Consider the following 23641-nt stretch of genomic DNA (forward strand, 5'->3'; position numbering starts at 1 on the left):
ACTGCGGCTCACCACCGCCTTGCAGCGTCAAACCGACTCCACCACCAGCGCGCCGACGTTTGCAATCGCCGCGTTGTTGCGCGCGGCGTCGCCCGCAGTGCCGGTCAAATAGACCGCCACAAGAATCGGGCCGCGTCCCGGCGGCCAGAAAATCGCCACGTCGTTCGCGGTGCCGTGATCGCCCGTGCCGGTCTTGTCGCCCACGCCCCAATCTTTCGGCAGCTTTGCGCGCAGACGCGCGCCGCCGGTCTCATTGCCCGCGAGCCACGCGAGCAATTGCACTCTCGATGACGACTTCAAACGCTCGCCAAGCAGGAGTTCGCGCATATTGCCGAGCATTGCATTCGGTGTCGTCGTATCGCGCGGATCGCCAGGCGTCGCCTCGTTCAACGTCGGCTCATTGCGGTCCAGCCGCGTGATGCCGTCGCCGAGACTACGCGCGAATGCAGTCAGTGCAGCAGGACCGCCGAAGCTTTGCAGCAGCAGATTAGCCGCGGTGTTGTCGCTGAGCGTGATCGCCGCCTTGCACAACTCCGCGATACTCATGCCCGCGTTGCCGGTGCGCTCGCGAGTGTGCTTCGACGTCGCCGGCGAGTACGGCACCAGTTCGCTTTCCGGATAGACGATGCGCCGCTGCAGATCTTCTTCGCCGCGATCGACACGCGCGAGGATCGCCCCCGCGGCGAGCAGCTTGAACGTGCTGCACATCGGGAAGCGCTCGTCCGCATGCAGGCCGGCGTGCAGTCCCGAGGTCGTGTCGACGATCGACACGCCGAGCCGTCCACCGCTTTGTGCTTCGATCTCTTCGAGCCGCGCGCGAATCGCATCCGCCTTGGCGAACTGTTGCCGCTGCCGCGCTCCATTGATTGCCTTGCCCGATTCCGCGTTCTTGGCCCACGCGCCGCTGTTGCCGAACGCAACCCCAGCTATCGAAACGCCCAGCATCGCACCCGCGAATTTTCTTCTCGTGATCATTGCCGCTCCTTGTGTGAAGCCGCAACTATCGGTTTTCCCGCCGCCGCTGACAAACGATGATAAGTTAATGCGCTCACAAGAAAAACTTATGCCTCGGCCATGAGACCTTATCTTCCGCTTAACGCGCTGCGCGCTTTTGAATCGTCCGCCCGGCACTTGAGCTTTACTCGCGCGGCACTCGAACTGAATGTCACCCAGGCCGCTGTCAGCCAGCAGGTCAGATCGCTCGAAGAACGTCTCGGCACCACGCTATTCAAGCGCTTGCCGCGCGGTCTCGCGATGACCGACGAGGGTCTTGCATTGCGTCCCGTCCTGACTGACGCATTCGATCGCATCGAAGCCGTGCTCAAGCAATTCGAAGGCGGCCACTTTCATGAAGTGCTGACGGTCGGCGTGGTGGGTACGTTCGCGGTCGGCTGGCTCATGCCGCGGCTAAAATCGTTTCGAGAGGCTCATCCCTTCGTCGAATTGCGGCTGTTGACGAACAACAATCTCGTGGATCTCGCGACCGAAGGCCTCGACTTCGCAATCCGTTTCGGCGACGGCACGTGGCCCGGTTCGCTCGCGACGCGCCTGCTCGATGCACCGCTCGCGCTCTTATGCACGCCGGAAATTGCAGCGCGTTTGTCGACGCCCGCGGATCTCGCCGACCAGACGCTGCTGCGTTCCTATCGCGCGGATGACTGGAGCAACTGGTTCGCCGCTGCGGGCATTCCACCGCGGCCCATTCGCGGACCCGTGTTCGATTCTTCGCGATTGATGGTCGAAGCGGCAATGCAGGGCGCGGGCATCGCACTCGCGCCTGCGCTGATGTTCGATCGAGAGATCAATACGGGCCGCCTCGTGCGTCCGTTCGATGTCGAAGTCCATGCCGGCAGTTACTGGCTCACATGGCTAAAGGGCAAGCCGATGACGCCCGCGATGCTGCTGTTCAGTCAATGGCTCGTCAAGGAAGCGGCCACACACACGCCGGATTAGCACAAGCCCGTGCGACGATAGCCGTTCATCGCGGGGCGCTCGGCTTGCGGCGGGAATACATTCCACGAGCCGTCGTCGTGACGGAAGAAGAAGATCGACAGCAGGCCGCCCGGACGCAGCGCCTCAACGCGCACGAAACGCTGATGCAGTGATGCGCGGTGGCAGAACTCGACCACTCGTGCCGGCATCGACGGCGTAGGTGCAAGCCATTTGTCGACGGCCCAGTGCAAGGTCTTTTCAGCAGCAGCCATGATGCTCTCCTCGGTTCCTTCACTCATCTCTTTCGATAACTCACGCCACTTGCGCGGCAAACTGCCTGTTCTTCGCGCCGGCCTCGACGAATGCCTTCACGAGGCACATCAGCACGTGCATGCCGGTGCGCGGATGGCGCAAGCTGCAATGCACCTGTTCGCTGCGGCTTTCGCCAAGCAGCACCCACGCGCAGAAGTGTTCGCAGTTGTTGGTCAAGAGGCGGTAGCGGTTCTCGCCGAGACGTGAGCGCGCGCGGCGCACTGCTTCTTCGCCGAGGTAGCGCGCGCCGAGCGTCGCTCTGATCGTCAGCGGATGCCCGGCGGCGAAGCGGTCGAGTTCGACTTCTTCAACCGGGCCGCGATGCGCCGAACCGGCAAAGCCCGCGTAATGAACCACACGGCCATTGCCCACATAAATGCCGTGATGTTCGTAACCGCAGCGGGTGGAGACCAGATGCGAACCGATCGGCAAGTCGATGGTGGACGACGGTTCATCGGCCGCATCGCTTGTCGTCTGAAGAGAGTTCGTGTTCATGGCTTGCCTCGTTTGTTTCCAACACTGTTGCGAGGTCTTTTGCATCATCCGGGCCATGCGCTCGGAAGCCCTTGTTTATAGGGCTTTGCGCGAAAATGCGCGGCTTTTAACGACGCGAGTGTGTGCGCTGAACCGACAGAAATCGGGTCGATGTGTTGGCGATTCCCGATCTTTTGTCACGTCACGAGCTGTGCTTTGGAGAGCTTTTTGGAAGCCTCGCGATGCGTTGAGAAAGTGTTGAGCGCCACACCGGTTGCGGCGCATGGACGTTGGCTACCGCCCGACCTATCGCTTTGCACGCGACTCGCCTAACACGCTCCGAGCGGACCGCAGTCCCACGCCAGTCAACGCATTACCGAAGAAACGCAGGACGCCGCTTATGAATTGGCATAGCGCTTGCACTATCTCGCCCAGATCCATAAAAACCGCGCGCGTCGCGCACGCGGTCAACCGGAGAACGACATGGCTTCTATTTCTGTGAACGATCTTTCGCTGAACCTCGCACTCGACCGCAAAGCAATGGCGGCGATTCGCGGCGGAGGCGGTGCGCCGTGGGTCTATGGATGGATTCAGCCTTATGTGCGGGAAACGCCGAGCATTGGGCCGGTCGTGAACCTGTACGAGGTGTCCAACAACTTCTATGCTAACCAGATGATCAACCAGTTCCAGTCGGTCGACGTGCGCAATACCGGCGCGAACTCGAACATTAGCGTCGCTCCCGACGCACGCAGCAGAAACGATATGGTGTAGCCGTTGTGACTTGCGCGAGCCAATTCCGCTGGACGTCGTGCGCGCGTTCCGACGCGGGATGCGTGCGCGAAGTCAATGAAGATGCCTGCCTCGACGACGCCGAACTGGGACGCTGGGCCGTCGCGGACGGCATGGGCGGGCACGCGGTCGGCGACCTCGCGAGCCGCCTCGTGATCGACGCGCTAAACCGACTCGCGCCGCCCGTCAGCATGAAGGCGTTTATCGCGGACGCACGCGCGCATTTGCAGGTCGCGAATCGTCAGTTGAGAGAAGAGGCCGCGCGCCGCCAGGTGCAGCGCATCGGCAGCACTGTCGTCGTGCTTCTCGCGTGCGATCGCTTTTGCGGCTATGTGTGGGCCGGCGACAGCCGCCTCTATCTCGTTCGCGACGGACAACTGCGCCAACTCACGCGCGACCACAGTCAGGTTGAAGCACTCAAGTCGCTCGGCGTCATTACCGATGAAGAAGCGCGGCATCATCCCGCGCAGCATATGATTACGCGTGCCGTGGGCGCGACCGATCTGCTCGAACTCGACGACGATGCAATCGAAGTCGCGGACGGCGACATCTTCCTGCTGTGCAGCGACGGCCTGAGCAACGAGGTCGACGAGGCCGACATGCTGGCGGTGCTCAACACAGCCGCCCACGCCGACGCGCCGGATCTACTCGTGAGCCTCGCGCTCGAGCGCGGCGGCCGGGACAACATCACGGCAGTCGTCGTGCGCGCGGAAGATCCTTATGCCGCCGACAAAACGCTGCTGAATCCCGCGCCATGACAGAGCGGACATCGTCGCTTTATGTCTCGCCATCGTCTTCTTCGCGCTCGTCTGCGCCGTTCCGGTCCAAAGGCACAACATTGCGATTGCGAAACTCCTTCGAATGAAGCCCGTGTTTTTTCAGCAGCATTTGCAGATGCGAGCGGTTCATGTCAATACGGCGCGCCAATTCCGCGACGGTGCCGTTCACTTCGCGCAGTCCGCGTTCGAGAAAGGCTTTCTCGGCGTCGTCACTCGCCGCGCGCTTCGCGTCGCTGAGCGACATGAGATTCGCCACGCTGATCGGCTGCTGTCCCGAGCCATTCGCGACGCCTTGCAAGGCCGCCGCCGAACCGGGCGCGGCGGGCCGCATGTCGGTCGGCAAGTGGTCGACATCCGCCATGTCGCCGGCAAGACACGAGATGCGGTACATCACGTTACGCAATTCGCGGATATTGCCGGGATAAGCGTAGTTGAGCAGAAAGTCCCGTAAACGAGGGGTTAATCTGACTGGTCTGCGCTTGAGCGTGCCGGCAGCTTCGTCGCCGAACCATGCAATCAGCAGCGGAATTTCATCGCGCCGTTCGCGCAGCGGCGGCAACGTGACGTGAATCACACTAAGCCGGTAGAACAGATCTTCCCGGAATCTGCCTTCCTCGCTCAGCTTGCGCAGATTGCGATTCGTTGCCGCGACAATGCGCGTATCCACCGCAATGGTTTCGTCGGAGCCGACGCGTTGAATCTCGTGCGCTTCGAGCACGCGCAACAGTTTCACCTGACCGGCGAGCGGCAACTCGCCGATCTCGTCGAGAAAAATCGTACCCGTGTGGGCACTTTCGAATTTACCTTTGCGGTCATTCGAAGCGCCCGTAAACGCACCCTTGCGATGCCCGAACAATTCCGACTCCAATAGATTGTCCGGAATCGCACCGCAGTTCACGGAAATAAATGGCTTATCCGCACGCGAGCCGTTGGCATGAATGACCTTCGCCATCAGTTCCTTGCCGGTGCCGCTTTCGCCGTCGATCAGAACCGGCAAGTCTGTCGGCGCGGCCTTCTCGGCAATTTCCAGCGATTCCAGGAGCCGCGCATTGTCGCCGAACGTCCCTTCGAAAATGAAGCTGCGCGCGAGCAGTGCCTGCCTGCGCGCCCCGCGCGACTGCTCGGCGCGCTGCTCCGGCTCCGCCGACGTCGCGGCCTGCACGAAGCGCTCCTTGTGCGAAAGTTGCATGACTTCATCGCGCAGCGACGTGGCCTGCCTCAACAGCTTGTCGATGTCGGTGCGTTCGAGTCGCGACGACCATCGCAGCGTCGAGCGCAGAATTTCAATCCGCTCGATCAAACCCGCATACGAAATCGCCGGACTGATGTCTTCAATCTGGTCGAGTATCTTCATCATCACGCACTCAGTTGTTTCTGCACGAGTTGGTAGTACATGCCACCGCGTTGCAGCAGTTCTTCGTGACGGCCCTGTTCGACAATCGCCCCTTCATAAAGAACAAGGATCTTGTCGGCACGCATGATCGTACTCAGCCGATGCGCGATGATCACCGCCGTGCGGCCTTTCAGAATGTCATGCATATTGCCGAGAATGTTGCTTTCCGACTGCGAATCGAGCGCGGACGTCGCCTCGTCGAAAACGAGCAGACGCGGATCGTGATACAGCGCGCGCGCAATGCACAGCCGCTGAATCTGACCGCCCGACAAACCGATTCCGCGTTCGCCGACAATCTGCTCATAGCCCAGCGGCATCTTGCTGATGAACGCGTGCGCGTCGGCCATTCTCGCGACTTCTTCTATACGGCGGCGGTCAGGCGCATCGTCGCCGCTTGCGATGTTCTCGGCAATCGTGCCGGAAAAAAGCAGATTGCTTTGCATCACATAGCCAATTTGAGCGCGAAAATAGGCTTTGTCGACCACGCTAAGGTCATAACCGTCGATCGACATCTTGCCTTCGCTCGGCGCATAAAAGCCCACCAGCAACTTCGCGAGCGTAGTTTTGCCCGAGCCGCTGCGCCCGACAATCGCGACCAGTTCGCCGGGCTTGATGTCGAAGCTGATGTTCTCCAGCACATAGGCGGAGTCGTTCTCGCCATAACGGAAGTACACGCCGTTCAGGCTTATTTCGCCTTGCAGCTCGGGCAACATCACGCGTGAGGGCAGATCTTCCGGCTTTTGTTCCGGCTCGATGTCGAGCACGTCGCCGAGCCGTTCCATCGCGACGCCCGCATCGTTCAGCATGCTCCATAAGCCGACGAGTCCCATCAACGGGCCTAACACGCTGCCCATGAATGCGTTAAATGCAATCAATTGGCCGATTGTCATTTCGCGCGCAAGCACGAGATTCGCGCCGACCCATAGAATTGCAATCGTGGTGGCGGCGTTCAGCAATTGGCTGCCGAGCCCGACAAGAATATTGAAAGCGTGCGCACGGTACTGCACTTCCAGTGCTTTCGCGTATTTCTTTTCCCAGCGCAAACGCACGGGCCGCTCGATGCCCATGCCCTTGACCGTCTCCACGCCGGCCAGCGCCTCCATGAGAAACGACTTCGATTCCGTCGACGCCGTGAACACCTCGCGCGCATAGTTCTTGATCTTCGGCGTGGCCAACGCGGTCAGCGCCATGATAGGAATAACGAATCCGATCAACACGAGCGTCATCTTCACGTTGTAGACGAACATGATCGTGAAGTAGATGAACACCATCAGCAGGTTCAGTGCGGTCGTCACCGTCGATTCGGTGAGAAATGCGCGAATGGTCTGGTTCTCCTGAAAGCGCGCGAAGATGTCGCCGGTTTTGCGCTTGGCAAAAAACGAGAACGGCAGCGACAACGTGTGCTTGAAGAACTGCGACATCATCGCAAAGTCCATATTGCGCACCATGAAATTCGCGAGATACGCGCGAATCGACGACATGAGCTGCGAGAACACATTGGCAATGATGAGCCCGCCAATCAGCAGATGCAGCAGGCTCACGTTCTGATGCACGATCACACCGTCAAGAATATTCTGGATGATGAGCGGCGGAATCACACCCAGCACCTGAATCACGAATGTGGCGAGAAACAGGTGCCCGAGAATTTTTCTGTACGGCTTCAGGTAGCCGACAAAGCGTATCCACGGCGAACGCGCCGCCGACATTTGCACGAGTTGCGGCCCGCCCGTAAACAGCAGACATGTGCCGCTCCAGCCGCGCTCGAAGTCTTCGACCGTCAATTTGCGAAAGCCGAGCGCCGGATCGGCGACCCATACATATTCGGTAGAGAGGCCGTACACCACGACATAGTGATAGCCTTCCCAATGCACGATGAACGGCAAATCGAAACCACGCAGCGAATCGAACGTGCACTGCACGCCACGCGCGGTGAAGCCAAGCGATTCGCCCGCGCGCGCGAGACTGTCGAGCGTCGCGCCTTGCGTGGTCACATTCGCGAGCTCGCGCAATTTGCCGAGCGTCATCGGAATACTGTAGTGGCGGCAGATCATCGCGAGACACGCGGCGCCGCAATCCATTTCTTCCGCTTGCTCGACCAACGCGAAGCGCTTGATTATCTTCTCGCCCAACGCGGGCTTGCTCTGCAAATCGAGCATGAGCGGCAGCTTGCGGCGTTGCTCGAGCCGCTTTTGCCGCTGTAATTCGCGATCGCCATAACGAATGCGTTCGTCCAGTACTTCGCGCAACTTGGGATTGCGTTCGAGGATGAAATGCACGGTGCGCTCGGGAATCACCAGCAGCCGCGCGTCTGTCGACGCAATGACCGAAGCCATTTGCTCCTGGCGCATCAAGCACGCTTTTTCGCCGAATATCTCGCCTTCGCCGAGCGTGGCGAGCGTATAGTCGCGCCCTTCTTCGTGCCGGACAATGCGTACCTCGCCTTGGCGTACGACGTATAAGCGCCGGTCGTCGCGTGCGTCCTGCCGCAGGATTTCCTTGCCCGCCGCCACGCGTTTAACGCCGACGCTACGCACATATTCTTCGAGTTCAGCCTTGTTCAGTTTGCCGCGCAAATCGAATAGCTGCGCGACAAAGCCACCCGCCGAATTGATCGCCACATAGCTCGCGACAAACGCGAGCGCCGCCTGATTGCCGGCCATGACGGGCTCGATTGCCGCGCGCGGAATAAACAGCAATTCCGTTTTCGCCGACGCCCGCACCGACGCCTCATGCACATAGGTACGCAGCATTGCAATGTCGGCGAAGATCTCGCCCGACTTGCGCACGCCCATGCTCGTTTCCTTACCATGCTCCTCGACGAAGATGCGTACCGAGCCCGAGCGGACTATATACAAACCGTCGGCTGTCTCGCCTGTCGAGCACACGGTTTCGCCAAACGAATAGAAGCGCGCTTGCGCATATTCGGCTAGACGTTCGATCTCATCGCGCGAGAAAGGCGACAGTATCTCCACCGAGGCAAGAAATTCGGCGGCGGACGGCGCGGTCTGGGGTGCATCCATAAGCGTGCGGACCTCGGTTCTACTTCTGACGGTGGCGCCCGGTTAGCGCGCTTCGATCACATGCTCCTGCGCACGCGCGATCAGCCAGCTTTCGCGCAAAAGGCGCCTGACTTCAGCGGCCACGTCGGCGTCGAGCGTCGCTGGGTATTTCGCGGTCACCGCGAAGATCTCGAAGCACGAGCGATCCGCCGATGGAAACGGCCCGAGCAGATCGCCCACCGCCGCGTTAAAGATCTTTGCCTCGATGTCCGGCTTTAACGAGCCACGCAGTACTTTGCCGATCACACCGCCCGCTTCTCGCGTATCGGCAATCGAATGCTCGCGCGCCATGTCGGCGAAACTATCGGGATCGTCGCGCAGATACGAGATCATTTCTTTCGCCTTGCCCTCGCTGTCGAGCACGATATGGCTCACTTCGATTGCATCGAACTTCGGCGAATTGAGCGCGAAGTAGTCTCTGACGGCCGCTTCGTTGCCGACCTGGTCGAGCATCTTCTCCTGATACAGGCCGTCCGTGATGAACGCCTCGAATTCGTCGAGACTCACGTTCAGCACGTCGAGATACTGGTTCATATCCGTCGCGCGATGCAGCCCTCGCACGCGGCGAAACTGATCGGCGCGCTCCTGAATGTCGTCGGCGGTGACGACGATGCCCTGCTTCTTCGCCGCGTGCACCGTCAGCTTGTCGCGCACTATCTGCTCTATCAGGCTTTCGAACTGGCCAGTCAGTTTGAGAAGCCGGATGAACTCGCCCACATCCACGACTTCATCGTCAATTCGCACTATTGCGGTCATGTTGTCCGCTCCTTTGGTTGATATGTGATCCGCGCGGTCAACCCGCCACCTGTCTGAACGGATCGAGGCCGAGGTCGATCAGCCGCCGCTCGCGCACGACGATTTCCGCGCTCGCGGTCATGCCGTAACGCAACGGATAGTGCGTACCGGCGATCTCGTAGTAGTTTTTGTCGAGCGTGACGCGGCCTTCATAGACCGGCTGCTTGTCCGTCAATGACGGCTTGGTGGCCGGCGAAATATAGGCCAGCGTGCCGTTGATCAATCCATAACGCTGATACGGAAATGCGTTGAACTTCAGTTTGACCGGCAATCCTTCGTGAAGAAACGCGCGATCGTGTTCGGCGATTTCGATCTTCAACACCGGCTTCGCGTCTTTTGGCGCGATGCCTCCGAGCGGCGAATTGGCCTGAATCTTGTCGCCTCGCTGCGTCGACGTGACATCGGTAATCACGCCGGAAACGGGCGCGAGAATCAGCAGAAAGTTGTCCTTGTCGATGTTCTCGAAGCGGATTCGCGCGGCGGCTTCCGAGACGAGCCGTGCGCTTTGTAGTTGCAGCCGCACCTTGCCTTCCGCGTCGGCGACGTCGCGCACTGCTGCGTCGTATTGAAGCTGGAGATCCGTAGCCTGCTGGCCGCTCGTTTCGAGTTCCGCATTCGCCTTTGCGTACTCGTGACTCAAGCGGAAATCCAATTCGGCGAGCTTCGATTGCGCAACACGGTATGCGTTGTCCGCTTCCATCGACGCCGTTCTCTTTTGCTCTACCTGCAATTCTGCAATACCGCCACCGCCCGGCTGCGCGAATAGCCGCGAATAGCGGTCGAGTTCCTGGTGTGCGGCCTCGCGTACCCGCCGCGCGTTGTCGAGCGCACTGCGCGCTTCGTCGAGTTCAGCCTTCTGTCCTTCGGCGAGCTTGGTGGTTCCTTCCGAAACACGGTTTTCGTGCAGACGTGCTTCCACTTCCATTTGCGCCTTTAATGCCGCGGCTTTTCTCTCCATCAGCGCTTTCTTCTGCGGGAACTGCTTCCAGTCGCGCTCGGCGTCTTCGAGTTTTAATTGCGCCTGCAACGCATTGCTTGCGGCCTCGATCGCGCCGCGCGCATTCAATCGCGCGAGTACATCGCCTTTCGACACGGGCTGGCCTTCCGCGATATAGAGGTCGGCCAGTTCGCCGTCGATAGGCGCATAAATGCGGCGCACTTCCGATTCCGGCGATAGCGTGCCCTGTGCGCTGACGATCACGTCGGCACGTCCCACGAACGACCACAGCAAGCCTGCGACCACCAGCGCGACCATCGCCCAGATCAGCGCACGCGCGATCCGCACGGGCTCCGCAGTGAGTATCGCAATGCCTTCGACACTGTGGTCTTCCAGCGCTTGCGCCAGCGACCTAGGGTAACTGTCGCGCTTCACTCTGCTCGCCTCCAATTAACGCCAGCTTCGCTTTTAGCAGCGCCGGATCCAGCACCATGCGCAACTCGGTCAGCGAGCGGCGCTGCAATGTTGTTTCCGCTTCTATATCGGCGAGCAAACGGTCGAAATCCGCGGGATATTCCGCCTTCAACTGCGAATAGATGCGCATACCCTGCTGTGCGGCCGTTTGCGCATCGGACAGCAAGCGCGCCTCGTTGCGAAAGCCCGGCGAGATGCCTGCTTCGAGGCGCTGCGTGCCGCCGATCGGACCGCTTGCGCGATACTGCTTCCACAGGCTCTGTGCGCGCAGCATCAGATCTTGCGCGCGTGCCAGTGCTTTATCGTGCAACGCGGCGACGTCTTTCTGAATGGATTGGGCGAACCACACATCCGTTGACGGATCGAGGCTCGCATAGAAAGAAAGCAGACGCTGGTCGTAATCTTTTCCGTTGCGCGTTTTCTGCAAGTCGTTGTACTGATCGAGGAGTGCTTTCTTGTGGGCAAACTCGGCGGCCAGTACATCGGACCACGGCCCCGTCGGCATCGACTGCAATCCGGTCAATGCCTGTTGTGCGTCGCCGCGCCGCCACGCAGCGGCGATTGCGTCGTGCCGCTGAACGACATCGGCCGATGGCAAACGCGTCGCGGCCAGTTGCCGATATTGCTCCTGAAACGGCGGCGTACTGAAACGCGCGGTTTTCATCAGCGCGAGCAAAGTACTCAATTGACGGCCAAGCGCGGCTTCCAGCAAAGCCGTGTATTGGCGCAAATCGTCGCGCACGCGGTCGAGTCCCGCGAGACGCGGATAGCGCTGCGCATAATCGTCGAGTACCGATGGCAATGCCGCCGGTTTGTCGCGCGCCAACTCGGTGCGAATCGCGCCGTCCAACCGTCCGATTGCCGCGAGATAAACGGAGTCGTCGCTCTCGAGTTTGCGCAAATGGCTCATGGCTTGCGCGTACGGTTCTGTAAAAACCGGTACATATGACGCGATTCTGTCGAGCGCGCGCTGATGACTCTTCGGATCGTCGTCCCAGCGTTGCAGCAAACCGCCGATAGCCGCTTCGTCCTGATACATGCGGATCGGTGCCTCGACACCGCCGCGCCCCGCGACGAAGCGTTCGAGATCGCCCACCCATTGCAATTCGCCGAGAAGCGAAAGTGCGTCGGCGTTATTCGCGGTCAACGACTTCATCTCGGCGAGTTGCGCATCGGCCTGATCGAATTGCGACTTTTGCAGCACGTTGAGCCAATCCGGCAGCTTTGCCTTCAGCAGCGCTTCGCTTGCAAGCGCGCTCACCTTCGTGTCCGCCGGATGAGTCACCAGGTAGTTCTTCGCGGATTGCACAGCACTCGTATAGTCGCCGCTCGCCAGCAGGTTCTTCAGTTCACGTTCGGAGGAACCGCGCATATAAAGTGTGAAGGCGACGGCGCCGAGCAACACGACGCCCGCGCCGCCCCACATGGCGAAGCGTCGCATGCTCGCGCGATCGTCGCCTGCGAAAGCCTTGCTCAACTCGCTTGCGATGAGGCGCCAGCGCCGCTGCTTGCGCCTGGAAACGCCGGCGACGCGGCCGCCATTCGATTCATTCAGGGCGCTGTCCGCACTATGCGATCCGTTCGCACTTTTTGCCGATGCACCCGCCGCTCCACCGCTAGTCGGCGGCGTGCGTCCCGCATGTCCAGATGCAACGTGCGCCGCCTCGTTGATTTCGTCCTCGCGTTGCCTCGCTGGGTCGACGCAGAAGATGTCGAGAAACGAATGGGCCGCGCCCACGAAGGTCGTTTTGTCGGCGTCGACATCGGCGACATCCGCGAGTTTGGCGACTGAGGGATTGAGGAGCAGCTGAGTCACGGTCGGCTCGACTTCGGGCGGTTTTTGCAGCGTCACCCTGTAGACGAAGTGGTCGCCGCCAAATGCAACGACGTCGCCATCGGCAAGCGGCAGCGCGGATTCGCCGAGCCGTATTCCACCGACGAATGTGCCGTTCGTGCTGCCGAGATCTTCGACGTAAAGCTCCGCGCCCTTCAGAAAGATGTGCGCATGCCGACGCGAGATGTAATTGACCTGATGCGGATACCGGTCCTTGTAGCGAGAAAAGACTTCGTCCGCTTTACTGACGAGAAACGGAAACGCCTGCACTTCAACCGGCTGAAGCCCGAGATCGCCGCGCTGCGGCACGAGTAGCAGGCGCGGCGCGACCACCGCGCTGCTTTTCGCGACGATGCGGGCGCGCGGCTCGATACTCACGCGATAACAGAGATCGCCGCCAAAGCACAGTTCGTCCCCTGCGCGCACGCGCGCCGGCGTCTCGCGCACGGCAACGCCGTTGACCGTGGTGCCGTTCTTGCTGCCGAGGTCCGCGACATAAACCGCGCCGTGCTCGATGAACACGCGTGCATGACGGCGCGACAGACGCGCGATCCACTCGGCGGGGTAGTCGTTGAACGGCGCTTCGCTGCGCCCAATGGCGAACAGGCTATCGACAATGCGGATCGCGTCCAGTGCCGGGCGTTGCGCGGACGCAAGCGGAGACAGCAGCACGTCGAAAGCGGTTTCGACTGTCGCGCGCTTCTCGGCAATGGATATTTCGCCGTCGGCCATTTTATCCGGATCACTAATCGTTTACCCGCTGCTGCGAGAGCGCAACGGAGTCAGCACGAAGGACGACGGCGAGAGAATCTTGTTTGAAAGAACCGGCGGAAACACGGTTCCTCAACGATTGTAAGTCACGCATTGCGAGTGTCAATTCCCGGTCGTCGGTGATAAGCCGCTGCACACGATATGAGAAACCGCAACGGGTTTCACATGCGCGCCTGAGCGGATTAGCTCAATGCTCCTTTACTTCTGCTCTGCTTCTTTTCTACTTCTCTTTCAATTGCGCCTGCACATCGACATTCGGCCAGCCGCCGCCGAGCGCCTTATAAAGCAGCACCGTATCGGACAAAATCAGTTGATGATTCGCCAGCAACGACAACTGGGCCTCGAGCAGCGTGCGCTCGGTTTCGAATACTTCCAGTTGCGACACCACGCCGAGCCGCAGTTGCGACTGAATCTGATCGGCCACGATTTGCAGACGATCCACCTGTTGCTGCAATTCAACGCGCTGCGCCTTATGCGCGTTCAGATTCACCAGCGCGTTTTCCACTTCCTCGAACGCGCCCATTACAGTCGCACGGTACTGCTGTTCCGCCACCGTCGATTGCGCCTGCGTCACCTTGACGTGTGCGCGCACACCGGGATCGAGCAGGGGAATGTTGATGCTCGGCATGAAGCCGTAGGTGAACGATTTCAGCAAATCAGTCAGCGCGAAACTCGCCGTGCCGCCGTGCCCGGTCAGACTGATGGTCGGCAATTGCGCGAGTTTGGCCTGACCCACGAGGTCATACGCCTCGAGTACTCTGAATTCCGCGGCGACCAAGTCTGGGCGCCGCGCGAGCAGTTGTGCGGGCAGACCGTCGGGCACTCCCGGCGATTGCACGCGCTGTTGCAGATGGCCTTTGGGCAATTGAAACTCACCGGCAGGTACACCGGTCAGCGTGCACAGCGCGTTATTCGCGAGGTCACGCGAGCGACGCAGTTCAAGCAACTGATTCGTCAGGCGATTGATTTCCGCCTGCTGCCGCAGCACCTGCGTCTGCGGAACAAGTCCGCTGCGGCGCTGGCCTTCGTAGATCGAGAGAATCTGGCGATTGGTGACGAGTGTCTTTTGCTGCTGTTCGATCTGGTCGTCGAATTGAAGGATCTGGAAATAGGTACTCGACACGTTCGACACCAGTTCGAGATAACCCGCACGCCAGTCGGCTTCGCTCGCGTGGAATTCGGCTTTCTGTGCCTGCACGCCCTTTTCCACTTTGCCCCAAATGTCGATGTCCCAGTTCACCTGCGCCGCGACGTTGTATTGCTTCGCGAAGGTCTGTCCGGTTGTTTTCTGGAAACTCGCGCCGGCGCCGAGGTCCATGGTCGGCAACGCGCCGGCCTTGGCTTCGCCGATCTGCGTGCGCGCGACGTCGATACGCGCAGCCAGTATCTTGATGTCGAAGTTGCCGCCTATGGCTTTGGCAATCAACGAGTCGAGAGCCGGATCGTTAAAGCCTTTCCACCAATCCGGTTCAATGGTGGCCGCCGCGGAAACCGGCGCGCCGCTCTGTCCCGTCCAGGAAGTCTTGCCAGGCGTATCGGGCCGCTTGTAGTCGGGCATGCCGACGTCGACGCAAGCACACAGTGAGGCCGCGCAGATCGTTGCCGCGCACAACCCGCGCAACGCCGCCGTTGTCGAGTGGTTGAAGAAGCGCTGAACCATCTTTGAATCAGGCAACGCTGACACGATTTTCTCCGATGACGCCGACTTCACTGCACAATCCGCGCGCACCATTTAAGTAAAGCATCTCCGACGCCGCTTCACCATCGAAGCGGCGCATGACAAAAGCTCGGGAGATGTGCGGTAAGGAAGTGTCGCGTGAAAAGAACGATTGGGTGCGCGAACTTTTTGAGGACCGCAGCTAGCGGACGCGCCGCTTACGGCATGTAGATGTTGTTGCTCGCGGTCACATGCGGGTTGAGGTTGGTCGTCGCGCCCTCAATGAACGCGCCGTTGCTGCCATTGACGCTCTGGATATTCATCGTCGTGCTGATCAGTTGAGTGGCGTCGACGTTCCTGCTGAAGTTCGGCGCATAGATCGGCGCGAAATTCAGATACGACGGCGGTAACAGGTGGCCGGTGCCGCCGCGCACGGCGCTCATCGCCTTGCTGTCGAGTTGTTCGGTGATGGACAGGTCTTTGATCGTCAGCGTGTTCATGGCAAATCTCCGGAACGGAAGGTCACAGTCTTGCGGTTGGTTTCGAGCAACTTGTCTACTCGAACCTAACTAACGCATGGGCTGTGCCAGTTTCGTTTCCCTATCCAAAGAAATTTATGGAAGTGCCGTGAATAAAGGCTTTGGACAATACGTCGACCGGGCAATACAGCGTGTGACCAGAAAGCATCAGCGTCGATGTGATGGATCGCGGCCAACAGCAGGTGTGAAATGGTTGGCTGCGGCGTAACATCGGCGCTCGCTAACGTCAACGCGCGATGACCGTGATCTTCTTCGAGTACACCGGCGGGTTGTGCGGAACGTGCGTGTCGTCGCCCATCAGAAGCTGCAATGTATGTTTGCCGGGCGGCAGTTGAATCATCGTCTCGGTTTCGCCCGCGCCGAAATGCAGGTGATTGCGATCCGAGGGTATCTCCTGGTCCATCGGCGGCAAGTCGGTGTCGATGAGAAGATGATGATGTCCCGTGTTCGGATACTTCACGCCTTTCGGCGCCACGCCCATATAGCGCAAACCGAACCACACGCGAAACGGCTTGTTGGCCGTAACCACCTGGCCGTCGTTGGGATAGCCGATATAGGCATGTGCGCCGGAAGGCGACGCCGCCCCGGCCGCCACGGCGAAATCCGCCGCGCCCCATGTCGCCGACGCCACCAGCGCCGCGACTGCAATGAACTTATACATGAAGGTTTCTCCGTCCTGAGCAGGCCGCGATGAACGCGCTAGTCTTTCTGCACGGTGATGGTGATCTTTTTCGAGTACACGGGCGGCGCATGCGGCACGTGATTGTGGTCGCCGAGAATCAGCTGCAACGTGTGCTTGCCTGGCGGCAACTCGATACGCGCGTCGGTCTCGCCCGCGCCGAAGTGCAGGTGATTACGGTCCGACGGAATCTCCTGATCGAGCGCGGGCAGGTCCGTATCGATCAGCAGATGATGATGCCCGGTGTTGGGAAACGCGACGCCTTTCGGGCACACACCCATATTGCGCAGGCCCATGCGCACCCAGAGCTTGCCGCCGTGAATCACGGCGCCGTCGGGCGGCCAGATGATGTACTCCTCCGCACCGGCAGGCGATGCCGTGGAATCCGCGAATGCCACCACCGGCAAAACCATGCCGACAATCGACACGGCGAGCACCGTCCGCGAAATCGCACGCAATGCACATAGGCGCAGCGTGCTTCTGGGACTCGGGTTGGGAACAGCGGGGACGTCGGTTCTTCGCATGGCGCACTCTCCCGAAGAGCGGTCGTGACCATCTCGACTGCGCAAGGCAGCGATGGGTGATTGTGCTTGATCGCGGGGCGCGCGATGCGCCAGCCGCGTAGTTAAAACGACCGTGCCACGTTGCTTTGTGAATTAGCTTAGGACGTAACTTGCCAAAAAGATACGCCACACTCGTTAACCGTATAGCGCACTCGGTAAAAGTGTTGGTTGTTGCCCGCCATGCGCGTGCTATGGTTGTTGATACGTTGCAACGCGGATGATCGAAAGCGCGTCGATGCTTCGCTTTTCGGGCGGGGGTATCGGCGAATCGCAACGTATTCCAGCGGCAATGCGGTGCGCGAATACCTATGTTCTGTCCGGAACAAACAGGATGCGAAGATGTGGCGAATATTCCTGCTGATGTGGATGGCCGGGGCCATTCTGGTGGATTGCGGCGGTGCATTTGCCGCAACGCCGCGTGAGAGTGCGAGCGTGACAAATTTAGCCGCACCGGCTAATAGCGTGATCGCGCCGTTCGGTCCGCAGCACGACCATGTTGGCGCTTCACGCATCGCGCTCGTTATCGGCAATGGGGCCTATGGTCCCGATGCGTCGAAAGTCATAGAGCGAAACGCGCCGCGTGATGCTCAAGCGCTGGGCAAGCAATTGCGCGCGCTCGGCTTCGACGTCGTCGTGCTTGCCAATGCAACGCCGCTGCAAATGCGGCGAGCGATTGGCGAATTCCGCGAGCGTCTGCGTGCGGGCGATGTCGGTCTGTTCTATTTCGCCGGTCATGGCATGCGGCTCGGCGGACAAACGCTATTGGTTCCTGCCGGTCTCGACGTGCGTTCGCCGGCCTCGCCAATTCGCGAGGGCATCGATCTAGATGACGTGTTGCAGGCAATGCACACGTCGCGCAATGCACCATTGAACATTGCGATTCTCGACACCTGTCTCGACAATCCATTCACGCGCGATGTCGCGCAGGCGGCGCCAGCACTGCCGCCGAACACGGTCGTTGCCTATGCAACGGCGCAAGGCGGCTTTGCGGCCGACGGCTCCAGCCACGGCATCTATACGCAAGCGTTACTGCGCGCACTCGACGAGAAGCCCACGCAGCCTTTGATGAGCCTGCTCGCGAGAGTCGCCGCGGAAGTCAAACACGCGACAGGAGGGGAACAGCAACCGTGGGTTGAGTCGTCGTTGCCCGGTTCAACCTTAACGACGAGCAACGTAAAGGTTAGGGATACGCGACTCATCGCCAGTAACGAGCAAGTCGTCACACTGCACAGCCGAGGCATTCTGCCGAAAGACAGCACCGAGCAATACGAAATCACCTTCTGGAATTCGATCAAGGACAGCAATTACCCCGCGGATTACGAAGCGTATTTGAAGGCCTATCCGAATGGGCGCTTCGCCACGCTCGCGCATGCGCGAATCGATAGGTTGCGGGCGGCGTCGGCGAATGCGCCTGCGCCGAACCCGTCGACACAGCAGGTTGCGCCGTCAGTTGCGCCGCCGCCCACAGCGCGGCCGGCGACACCTGCTGCGCCCACTGCATCGGCCGCGCAAGAGCGCCCGCGTGCCGCTTCCGCACCGCCAGCCGCGAGCACCACTCCACCGCCAGCACCGCCCGCTGCAGCCACCGCGCAAAAGCCTGCAACGCGTGCGCCAGTAGCAGGCGAAAGCCGCGACTGTGCCACGTGTCCGATCATGATCGCGTTGCCCGCAGGCTCGTTCTCGATGGGCAGCAACAGCGACGATCCGTCCGAGAAGCCGGTTCATCACGTGACGATTGGTGCGCCGTTCGCTATCGGCAAATACGAAGTGACAGTCGAGCAGTGGAATGCCTGCGTCGCGGCGAATGCATGCCCGAAACTCTCGCCGGAAACGAATGCCAATAAGTCAGCTCCCGCGCGCGACGTGAGTTGGGACGACGCGCAGCAGTACGTGAAGTGGCTCACGCGAACGACGGGCAAACCGTACCGTCTGCCCACGGAAGCCGAGTGGGAATACGCGGTGCGCGGCGGCACGACGAGCGCGTACTGGTGGGGCGATCAGATGCGCAAGGGCAACGCCAATTGCAAGGACTGCGGCGAGCCGTGGCACAAAGAAGGTCCCGAAGCGGCAGGTTCTTTTGCACCGAATCCGTACGGCCTCTACGACATGAACGGAAGCGTATGGGAATGGACCGCCGACTGCTGGCATAACTCGTATCAGTCAGCGCCCGTCGACGGCCGCGCGTGGGAAAACCCCGGTTGCGACATGCGCGTGATTCGCGGCGGCTCGTGGCGTGAAGGCGGCGGCTACATGCTGAGCGCGACGCGCTTCAAATACAGCGCGGGCGTGCGTCAATCGCAAGATGGTTTCCGCGTAGTCAAAGATCTGAAGTGATCCGCCGCGCCGGCAATTAACTCATTGCATCAAGCTCCGCAGCGCTCGCTCGACGAAAACATCATGGCGTATGCGGCTTCGTGGTGATCGGCGCGAAGTCCGCCACGATCCGCTCGCGGCCGTATTTCGTCGCTATTTGCGAGAGCCGTGTGTCCAGTGCGCGCAGATAGTCGGCGCGCGATTCGGCTTCCGGGCGCGGCTTATCGAAGAGCGGCGCGGGCGTGATCAGCAACACGACCATCTCCGAACCGAACGGCTTTGAAATGACCCAGTCGCCCCCGCTGCCGACCGTCGCCGAATAGTGCGGCGGCGCCTGGTTGTCCTTCGCGCGCGGACTCGGCACCATATGAACGACATTGCCGTCGAGCTGGTAGTAGTCCAGATTCACATACGAGTCGTAGCCGGGCGTGCTCACGTCGACAACCAGTGGATCGCCCTCGTTCAATTGGCCGCTCGGCGGCCGCACCTGCAAGCCCGCGACGTGCCCCGCTTGCCAGTTCTGCGTCCAGTAGGGCGCAAGCGCCTTGACGGTGTCGCATTTGTCGTCCGCGACCGGATCGACGTCGAGCTTTAGCGTGTCCACGCCGGGTAGCGCTGTGAGGCCGTCTTTTAGTCGCGCGACGCCATAGCGTTGCGAAAGATAGCCGCGCACCGTCAACGTGTGGTCCTGCGTCGACGCGGATAACGCCGAGCACGGCACTTGTGCGAGCGTCGGAGCGACCGCTGCGAGTGTCAGTGCGGGCTTGGGTTTGGGTGCAGCAGGCGGGGTGGGGGCTACTACTGCCGCTGAAGCGGTCGCCGATGGGGACGTTGCTGTGGTCGGATTCGTTGTTGCTGCACTTGCGGTGCTGGTCGCCGCTGTCGCCGCTGCCTCGCTCGCTTGCGTCGCCGACGACGCCGCTTCCTCCACCCGCCCCTGCGACGCGCTCGCAGCCAACTGCGTTTCGCTATGACGATTCGGCGCCGAGCGCCACGCATACACGGCCACGGCCGCTGCGCAAATCACCGCGAAGCCGGCGAGTCCCGCCTTCGCCAATGTCCCCGACTTTTCCGCGCGCGCCTCGTTGTCGAACTCGGCGATGAAGCGCGTGACGCTCGGCATGCGCGTCGCGCGGTCGAAGGAAAGCGCGGCCCGTAATGCACGCCACTGCGTCGCGTCGAGATTCGGCGGACGCTGCAGCTTGAATTCGGCATTGCGCGCCTGCGTCGCGGACAAGCGGTCGAACGGATGATGCCCCGTCAGCAACTCATACGTGATACAGCCGAGCGCATAAATATCGTCGCGCGGATCGGGCTCGCGATGCTCGATCATCTCCGGGCTCGCATACGCAGGCGTCAACGCGCCGAGGCTGCCTGGATCGAACACGGTTGCATCGCTTTCTTCTTCGGGCCGCTGAAACACGCGGGCAATACCGAAGTCGATGACCTTCACTTCGGCATTCGTCGTGAGAAAAACATTGGCGGGTTTGAAATCGCAATGCACGAAGCCGCGTTCGTGTGCGTACGCGAGCGCGCTGCACATGCCGCGCACGATCGGCAGCGCGGCGCGAACCGGCATGCCCTGATAGCCCGGCGTGCGCAGCAACTGGCTGAGCGGCTTGCCCGACAGGTACTCCATCGTCAGATAAACGATGGGGCCGTCGCGATCGAAGTCGTACACCGTGATGATGTTGCGATGCGCGAGCACCTGCGCCTTGCGCGCCTCGCGCTGCAACGCGACGAGCGAATTCGGATTGCCGCGGAACTGAACGTTGAGCACCTTGACGGCAAGGTACGGTTTTCTGTCGGACGCCTCGAGCTTGCGCAGATCGAGCGCCTTATAAACCGTCCCCATTCCGCCGACGCCGAGGCACTCTTCGAGAACGAAGCGGTTATTCAGCGTATCGCCGATACCTTTGATCTGGTCAAAGCCTGCGCCGTTGGGCACGTTCGCGCTACTCGCGGACGCGCCCGTGCGCCCCGCGCCGGCCGGCACCACTGAGGGCATCTCCACCGTAGTCTGTATGCCGGTTTCCTCGCCGCCGGCCGCCACGTTCGATACACGCAGTTGCTCGATGCGCCGCCGCACTTCGATATAAAGGTCCTCCGGCAGCGGCGCTTTACGATGCGCGGCGCCAAGCGTCTCCAGCAGCTGCGTCGGACCGAGGCCTTCGGTCACCAACGTGCTGTCGAGTTGAGCGACGAACTCGTCACGTGACAGCTCGCCGTTCTGGAAGTCGTGAATCACACGCGCAAGGCTAGCCATGTTGTGCGAATTGCCGCCGTTGCCGTGAGCCCCGATCGCGTTCGACCAAGGCTCTGCCGGCCGTTAGGAAAGCTGTCGTAACCAGTTACATGTGCCGCTTCGATACTAGCTCCCGGCCTGTTCTTTCGCAAACCAGGATTGCCCCGCGCGATGCGCGGCTCGCGCTTGTCGCGCGCCGTCCAACATAATGCGGCGGGTTGTCGGGTGAATGCCACCACTCGCCTTGCTCGTCGCAGCTTCCACGGATAGGAAAAGACGCGCGGCTTAGCGCTGCAAGCCTTATCCATAAAGGCACCATAACTTTTATTAGGAACCTTGAATAAATCTGGCACAGGCCGTGCATCCTTGAATCGGGCAGGCAGATTAAAAACAGATTTCCTATACTCATAGTGCGACGAGACCTCAGCACATCTGACGACACCCGCGAGCGCACGCCGGATCATCGCACCGGCCAATCGCTCGACTTTCGCGGCGAACACATCATGGCCAAGCTTCTCATCAACGATCTCGCAGACAACGTCGAACTCGACCGTGAGGCGATGGCCGCCATTGTCGGCGGCGCACGCATTGGGGCGCGGCTCTCGAGCGCCGCGCCGCTCGTGCCGACCGCGACTCGCGTCGTCGAATATCCGCCCGGCTTTCCCGCGGCGCATCAAACCATCGTGAAAGTGGCGGCGACGCGCAATACACGGCACAGCTAGATTCGCGTTTATCAAGGCAGTACAGCGGCACGCGTCATCGACGCGTGCCGCTTTTGTTGTTGCCGCGAGGCGTTTCGGGACGCGTGCATCTCGTGCGTCGTTCGGCGTACACGCGGCCCAACAGTTCGGGTGCGTTCTGTCTGCTGTGTCCATACATCTGGCCGCTGGTTTTGCATCGTCGCGCTTTGCGATTAAAGGCCGCGCAATGCACATCCTTGCCTGGCCTGGCATCGGCGGACGCGTTGCGGATCGGCTCTTTATCGCGTGCAAATTGGCATATCCCTTGCAGAAACATGAGCGAGCACTCCGCCGTGCTCGCCCATTCACCTCAAGGAGTATCGCCATGAAATCCACCGTCATCATCAAGGACCTGCCTCGCGGCGCCGAGGCCGCCCACGAAGAAGTCACGCTCAGCGCCGAGCAGTTGAAGCTGGTGCGCGGCGGCCGTTCCGTCGTCGTCACCGTCGACGGTGGCGCGCTCGGCCATGTCGACGACTTCTCGATCAACACCGCCATCTTCGAAGGCCGCATCAAAGGCACTTATCTGTAGGACGCTCGAGATGTCCTCAATTGGAAACCGCCGCGCCACGTCATTGCGCTCGTGACGCGGCGGCGTCCATGCGCGCCGCCACACATCGTCCCTTGCATTCTGTGTCGATCGATATATAATGCGGTTCTATATCGATTGATACAAAACCACCGACGCAGGCGGTAAAGGACATTCATCATGGCGCGACCCCGCGGATTCGACGAGCAAGAGGTGCTCGAAGCAGCAAGCGCAACGTTCTGGCTGAAAGGCTACGAGGCGACGTCCACGCGCGATCTCGTCAAATGCACGGGTCTCACGCAGCCGAGCCTTTACAACGCCTTTGGCGACAAACGCGGGCTGTATCTGCGCGCGCTCGAGCACTACCTGGATCATTCGCTGCGCGAGCGCATCAAGCGCTTTGAAAGCACCATGCCGCCTGCCGAGGCCATTACCGGCTTCTTCGAAGAAACCATCGAGCGGTCGGTGTCCGATCCGCACAAGCGCGGCTGCATGCTGGTTAATTCGGCGCTCGAAATTTCATCGGAGGACGAAGCATTTCGTCAGCTCGTTGCAACCGAAATCGCCGAGATCCGCGAGTTCTTTTATCGCTGCCTGGTGGCGGCGCAAAAGAGCGGCGCGATTGCCAAAACCGTTTCCGCCGACGAAACCGCCACTCATCTACTCGCCACAATTCTAGGCATGCGTGTGCTGGCACGCGTCGATCCGCAGCGTGCCGTGCTGACGAGCGCGGTTGCCGGCGCGCTGAAGCTGCTCGGCTTGCCGGCGCTGCCGGCCAAACACGGCGCGTCAAAGACACGCGTCTAACCTAACGAGCGATCCCTTCG

At 60.7% G+C, this 23641-nt stretch carries 20 protein-coding genes; 7 read left to right on the forward strand and 13 right to left on the reverse strand.

Going from position 1 to position 23641, the window contains the following annotated elements; translation table 11 throughout:
• Positions 1-27: 27 nt before the first annotated feature.
• Positions 28-975, reverse strand: a complete 948-nt coding sequence (gene bla / locus CUJ91_RS29135; protein ID WP_114157773.1) for a class A beta-lactamase — start codon at positions 973-975, stop codon at positions 28-30.
• A 99-nt stretch (positions 976-1074) separates the two neighbouring features.
• On the opposite strand from bla, the gene CUJ91_RS29140 reads away from it, so the two are divergent.
• Positions 1075-1953, forward strand: coding sequence for a LysR family transcriptional regulator (locus tag CUJ91_RS29140; protein WP_114157774.1), 879 nt, complete (start codon positions 1075-1077; stop codon positions 1951-1953).
• Here CUJ91_RS29140 and CUJ91_RS29145 read toward each other — a convergent pair.
• Together CUJ91_RS29145 and CUJ91_RS29150 are read right to left on the reverse strand one after the other, a co-directional pair.
• Positions 1950-2204, reverse strand: coding sequence for a hypothetical protein (locus tag CUJ91_RS29145; RefSeq protein WP_006047230.1), 255 nt, complete (start codon positions 2202-2204; stop codon positions 1950-1952). The two genes, CUJ91_RS29140 and CUJ91_RS29145, sit on opposite strands and share 4 nt — an antisense overlap.
• A gap of 40 nt (positions 2205-2244) precedes the next feature.
• Positions 2245-2739, reverse strand: coding sequence for a lecithin retinol acyltransferase family protein (locus CUJ91_RS29150; RefSeq protein WP_006047231.1), 495 nt, complete (start codon positions 2737-2739; stop codon positions 2245-2247).
• Between the two features lie 462 nt (positions 2740-3201).
• Here CUJ91_RS29150 and CUJ91_RS29155 point away from each other — a divergent pair, with 462 nt between their 5' ends.
• A complete protein-coding gene (locus tag CUJ91_RS29155; protein ID WP_006047232.1) occupies positions 3202-3489 on the forward strand; it encodes a hypothetical protein in 288 nt (95 codons plus the stop codon).
• 5 nt (positions 3490-3494) lie between these two features.
• Positions 3495-4265 carry a PP2C family protein-serine/threonine phosphatase gene (locus tag CUJ91_RS29160; RefSeq protein WP_114157775.1) on the forward strand — a complete coding sequence of 257 codons (771 nt, stop codon included), beginning with the start codon at positions 3495-3497 and terminating at the stop codon, positions 4263-4265.
• A gap of 19 nt (positions 4266-4284) precedes the next feature.
• Here the strand turns inward: CUJ91_RS29160 and CUJ91_RS29165 are convergent, their stop codons facing one another.
• The 9 genes from CUJ91_RS29165 to CUJ91_RS29205 form a co-directional block, all read right to left on the reverse strand.
• Positions 4285-5643 carry a sigma-54 interaction domain-containing protein gene (locus CUJ91_RS29165; protein WP_006047234.1) on the reverse strand — a complete coding sequence of 453 codons (1359 nt, stop codon included), beginning with the start codon at positions 5641-5643 and terminating at the stop codon, positions 4285-4287.
• A complete protein-coding gene (locus tag CUJ91_RS29170; RefSeq protein ID WP_029967038.1) occupies positions 5643-8699 on the reverse strand; it encodes a peptidase domain-containing ABC transporter in 3057 nt (1018 codons plus the stop codon). Before CUJ91_RS29170 ends, CUJ91_RS29165 begins: the two co-directional genes overlap by 1 nt.
• A gap of 42 nt (positions 8700-8741) precedes the next feature.
• Positions 8742-9494: a peptidylprolyl isomerase gene (locus CUJ91_RS29175; protein ID WP_107707003.1), complete on the reverse strand. Its 753-nt coding sequence runs from the start codon at positions 9492-9494 to the stop codon at positions 8742-8744.
• A 37-nt stretch (positions 9495-9531) separates the two neighbouring features.
• The gene (locus CUJ91_RS29180) at positions 9532-10905 is read right to left on the reverse strand and encodes a beta-barrel domain-containing protein (RefSeq protein ID WP_006047237.1); all 1374 of its coding nucleotides are present in this window, start codon (positions 10903-10905) and stop codon (positions 9532-9534) included.
• Positions 10883-13510: an FHA domain-containing protein gene (locus CUJ91_RS29185; protein ID WP_107707004.1), complete on the reverse strand. Its 2628-nt coding sequence runs from the start codon at positions 13508-13510 to the stop codon at positions 10883-10885. The genes CUJ91_RS29180 and CUJ91_RS29185 overlap by 23 nt, the downstream gene beginning before the upstream one ends.
• Before the next feature lie 259 nt (positions 13511-13769).
• A complete protein-coding gene (locus tag CUJ91_RS29190; RefSeq protein WP_107707142.1) occupies positions 13770-15209 on the reverse strand; it encodes an efflux transporter outer membrane subunit in 1440 nt (479 codons plus the stop codon).
• A gap of 215 nt (positions 15210-15424) precedes the next feature.
• Positions 15425-15706: a hypothetical protein gene (locus CUJ91_RS29195; protein ID WP_006047240.1), complete on the reverse strand. Its 282-nt coding sequence runs from the start codon at positions 15704-15706 to the stop codon at positions 15425-15427.
• A 265-nt stretch (positions 15707-15971) separates the two neighbouring features.
• The gene (locus CUJ91_RS29200; RefSeq protein ID WP_107707005.1) at positions 15972-16406 is read right to left on the reverse strand and encodes a DUF4399 domain-containing protein; all 435 of its coding nucleotides are present in this window, start codon (positions 16404-16406) and stop codon (positions 15972-15974) included.
• Between the two features lie 38 nt (positions 16407-16444).
• Complete coding sequence (locus CUJ91_RS29205) at positions 16445-16948, reverse strand: DUF4399 domain-containing protein (RefSeq protein WP_114157776.1); 504 nt, start codon at positions 16946-16948, stop codon at positions 16445-16447.
• A gap of 378 nt (positions 16949-17326) precedes the next feature.
• Between CUJ91_RS29205 and CUJ91_RS29210 the strand changes: the two genes are divergently transcribed.
• Positions 17327-19321, forward strand: coding sequence for an SUMF1/EgtB/PvdO family nonheme iron enzyme (locus tag CUJ91_RS29210; RefSeq protein WP_114157777.1), 1995 nt, complete (start codon positions 17327-17329; stop codon positions 19319-19321).
• Between the two features lie 61 nt (positions 19322-19382).
• Here CUJ91_RS29210 and CUJ91_RS29215 read toward each other — a convergent pair whose 3' ends face one another.
• Positions 19383-21566 carry a serine/threonine protein kinase gene (locus CUJ91_RS29215; protein WP_114157778.1) on the reverse strand — a complete coding sequence of 728 codons (2184 nt, stop codon included), beginning with the start codon at positions 21564-21566 and terminating at the stop codon, positions 19383-19385.
• A gap of 482 nt (positions 21567-22048) precedes the next feature.
• On the opposite strand from CUJ91_RS29215, the gene CUJ91_RS29220 reads away from it, so the two are divergent.
• From CUJ91_RS29220 to CUJ91_RS29230, 3 genes are all read left to right on the forward strand, one after another.
• Entirely contained in the window at positions 22049-22267 is a 219-nt protein-coding gene (locus CUJ91_RS29220; RefSeq protein ID WP_114158097.1) for a hypothetical protein, read from the forward strand.
• A 343-nt stretch (positions 22268-22610) separates the two neighbouring features.
• Positions 22611-22817, forward strand: a complete 207-nt coding sequence (locus CUJ91_RS29225) for a hypothetical protein (protein WP_029967048.1) — start codon at positions 22611-22613, stop codon at positions 22815-22817.
• 177 nt (positions 22818-22994) lie between these two features.
• Positions 22995-23621, forward strand: coding sequence for a TetR/AcrR family transcriptional regulator (locus tag CUJ91_RS29230; RefSeq protein ID WP_114157779.1), 627 nt, complete (start codon positions 22995-22997; stop codon positions 23619-23621).
• Positions 23622-23641: the final 20 nt, after the last annotated feature.

This window comes from Paraburkholderia graminis (genome assembly GCF_003330785.1).
Taxonomy (GTDB): Bacteria; Pseudomonadota; Gammaproteobacteria; order Burkholderiales; family Burkholderiaceae; genus Paraburkholderia; species Paraburkholderia graminis.

What these genes read in the sequence shown, in the direction of transcription:
- CUJ91_RS29140 (WP_114157774.1), top strand. Translation starts at nt 1,075, where the DNA reads ATGAGACCTTATCTTCCGCTTAACGCGCTGCGCGCTTTTGAATCGTCC.
- CUJ91_RS29150 (WP_006047231.1), bottom strand. Translation starts at nt 2,739, where the DNA reads ATGAACACGAACTCTCTTCAGACGACAAGCGATGCGGCCGATGAACCG.
- CUJ91_RS29155 (WP_006047232.1), top strand. Translation starts at nt 3,202, where the DNA reads ATGGCTTCTATTTCTGTGAACGATCTTTCGCTGAACCTCGCACTCGAC.
- CUJ91_RS29185 (WP_107707004.1), bottom strand. Translation starts at nt 13,510, where the DNA reads ATGGCCGACGGCGAAATATCCATTGCCGAGAAGCGCGCGACAGTCGAA.
- CUJ91_RS29225 (WP_029967048.1), top strand. Translation starts at nt 22,611, where the DNA reads ATGAAATCCACCGTCATCATCAAGGACCTGCCTCGCGGCGCCGAGGCC.
- CUJ91_RS29200 (WP_107707005.1), bottom strand. Translation starts at nt 16,406, where the DNA reads ATGTATAAGTTCATTGCAGTCGCGGCGCTGGTGGCGTCGGCGACATGG.
- CUJ91_RS29215 (WP_114157778.1), bottom strand. Translation starts at nt 21,566, where the DNA reads ATGGCTAGCCTTGCGCGTGTGATTCACGACTTCCAGAACGGCGAGCTG.
- CUJ91_RS29175 (WP_107707003.1), bottom strand. Translation starts at nt 9,494, where the DNA reads ATGACCGCAATAGTGCGAATTGACGATGAAGTCGTGGATGTGGGCGAG.
- CUJ91_RS29195 (WP_006047240.1), bottom strand. Translation starts at nt 15,706, where the DNA reads ATGAACACGCTGACGATCAAAGACCTGTCCATCACCGAACAACTCGAC.
- CUJ91_RS29205 (WP_114157776.1), bottom strand. Translation starts at nt 16,948, where the DNA reads ATGCGAAGAACCGACGTCCCCGCTGTTCCCAACCCGAGTCCCAGAAGC.
- CUJ91_RS29165 (WP_006047234.1), bottom strand. Translation starts at nt 5,643, where the DNA reads ATGATGAAGATACTCGACCAGATTGAAGACATCAGTCCGGCGATTTCG.
- CUJ91_RS29220 (WP_114158097.1), top strand. Translation starts at nt 22,049, where the DNA reads ATGGCCAAGCTTCTCATCAACGATCTCGCAGACAACGTCGAACTCGAC.
- bla (WP_114157773.1), bottom strand. Translation starts at nt 975, where the DNA reads ATGATCACGAGAAGAAAATTCGCGGGTGCGATGCTGGGCGTTTCGATA.
- CUJ91_RS29230 (WP_114157779.1), top strand. Translation starts at nt 22,995, where the DNA reads ATGGCGCGACCCCGCGGATTCGACGAGCAAGAGGTGCTCGAAGCAGCA.
- CUJ91_RS29170 (WP_029967038.1), bottom strand. Translation starts at nt 8,699, where the DNA reads ATGGATGCACCCCAGACCGCGCCGTCCGCCGCCGAATTTCTTGCCTCG.
- CUJ91_RS29190 (WP_107707142.1), bottom strand. Translation starts at nt 15,209, where the DNA reads ATGGTTCAGCGCTTCTTCAACCACTCGACAACGGCGGCGTTGCGCGGG.
- CUJ91_RS29210 (WP_114157777.1), top strand. Translation starts at nt 17,327, where the DNA reads ATGTGGCGAATATTCCTGCTGATGTGGATGGCCGGGGCCATTCTGGTG.
- CUJ91_RS29145 (WP_006047230.1), bottom strand. Translation starts at nt 2,204, where the DNA reads ATGGCTGCTGCTGAAAAGACCTTGCACTGGGCCGTCGACAAATGGCTT.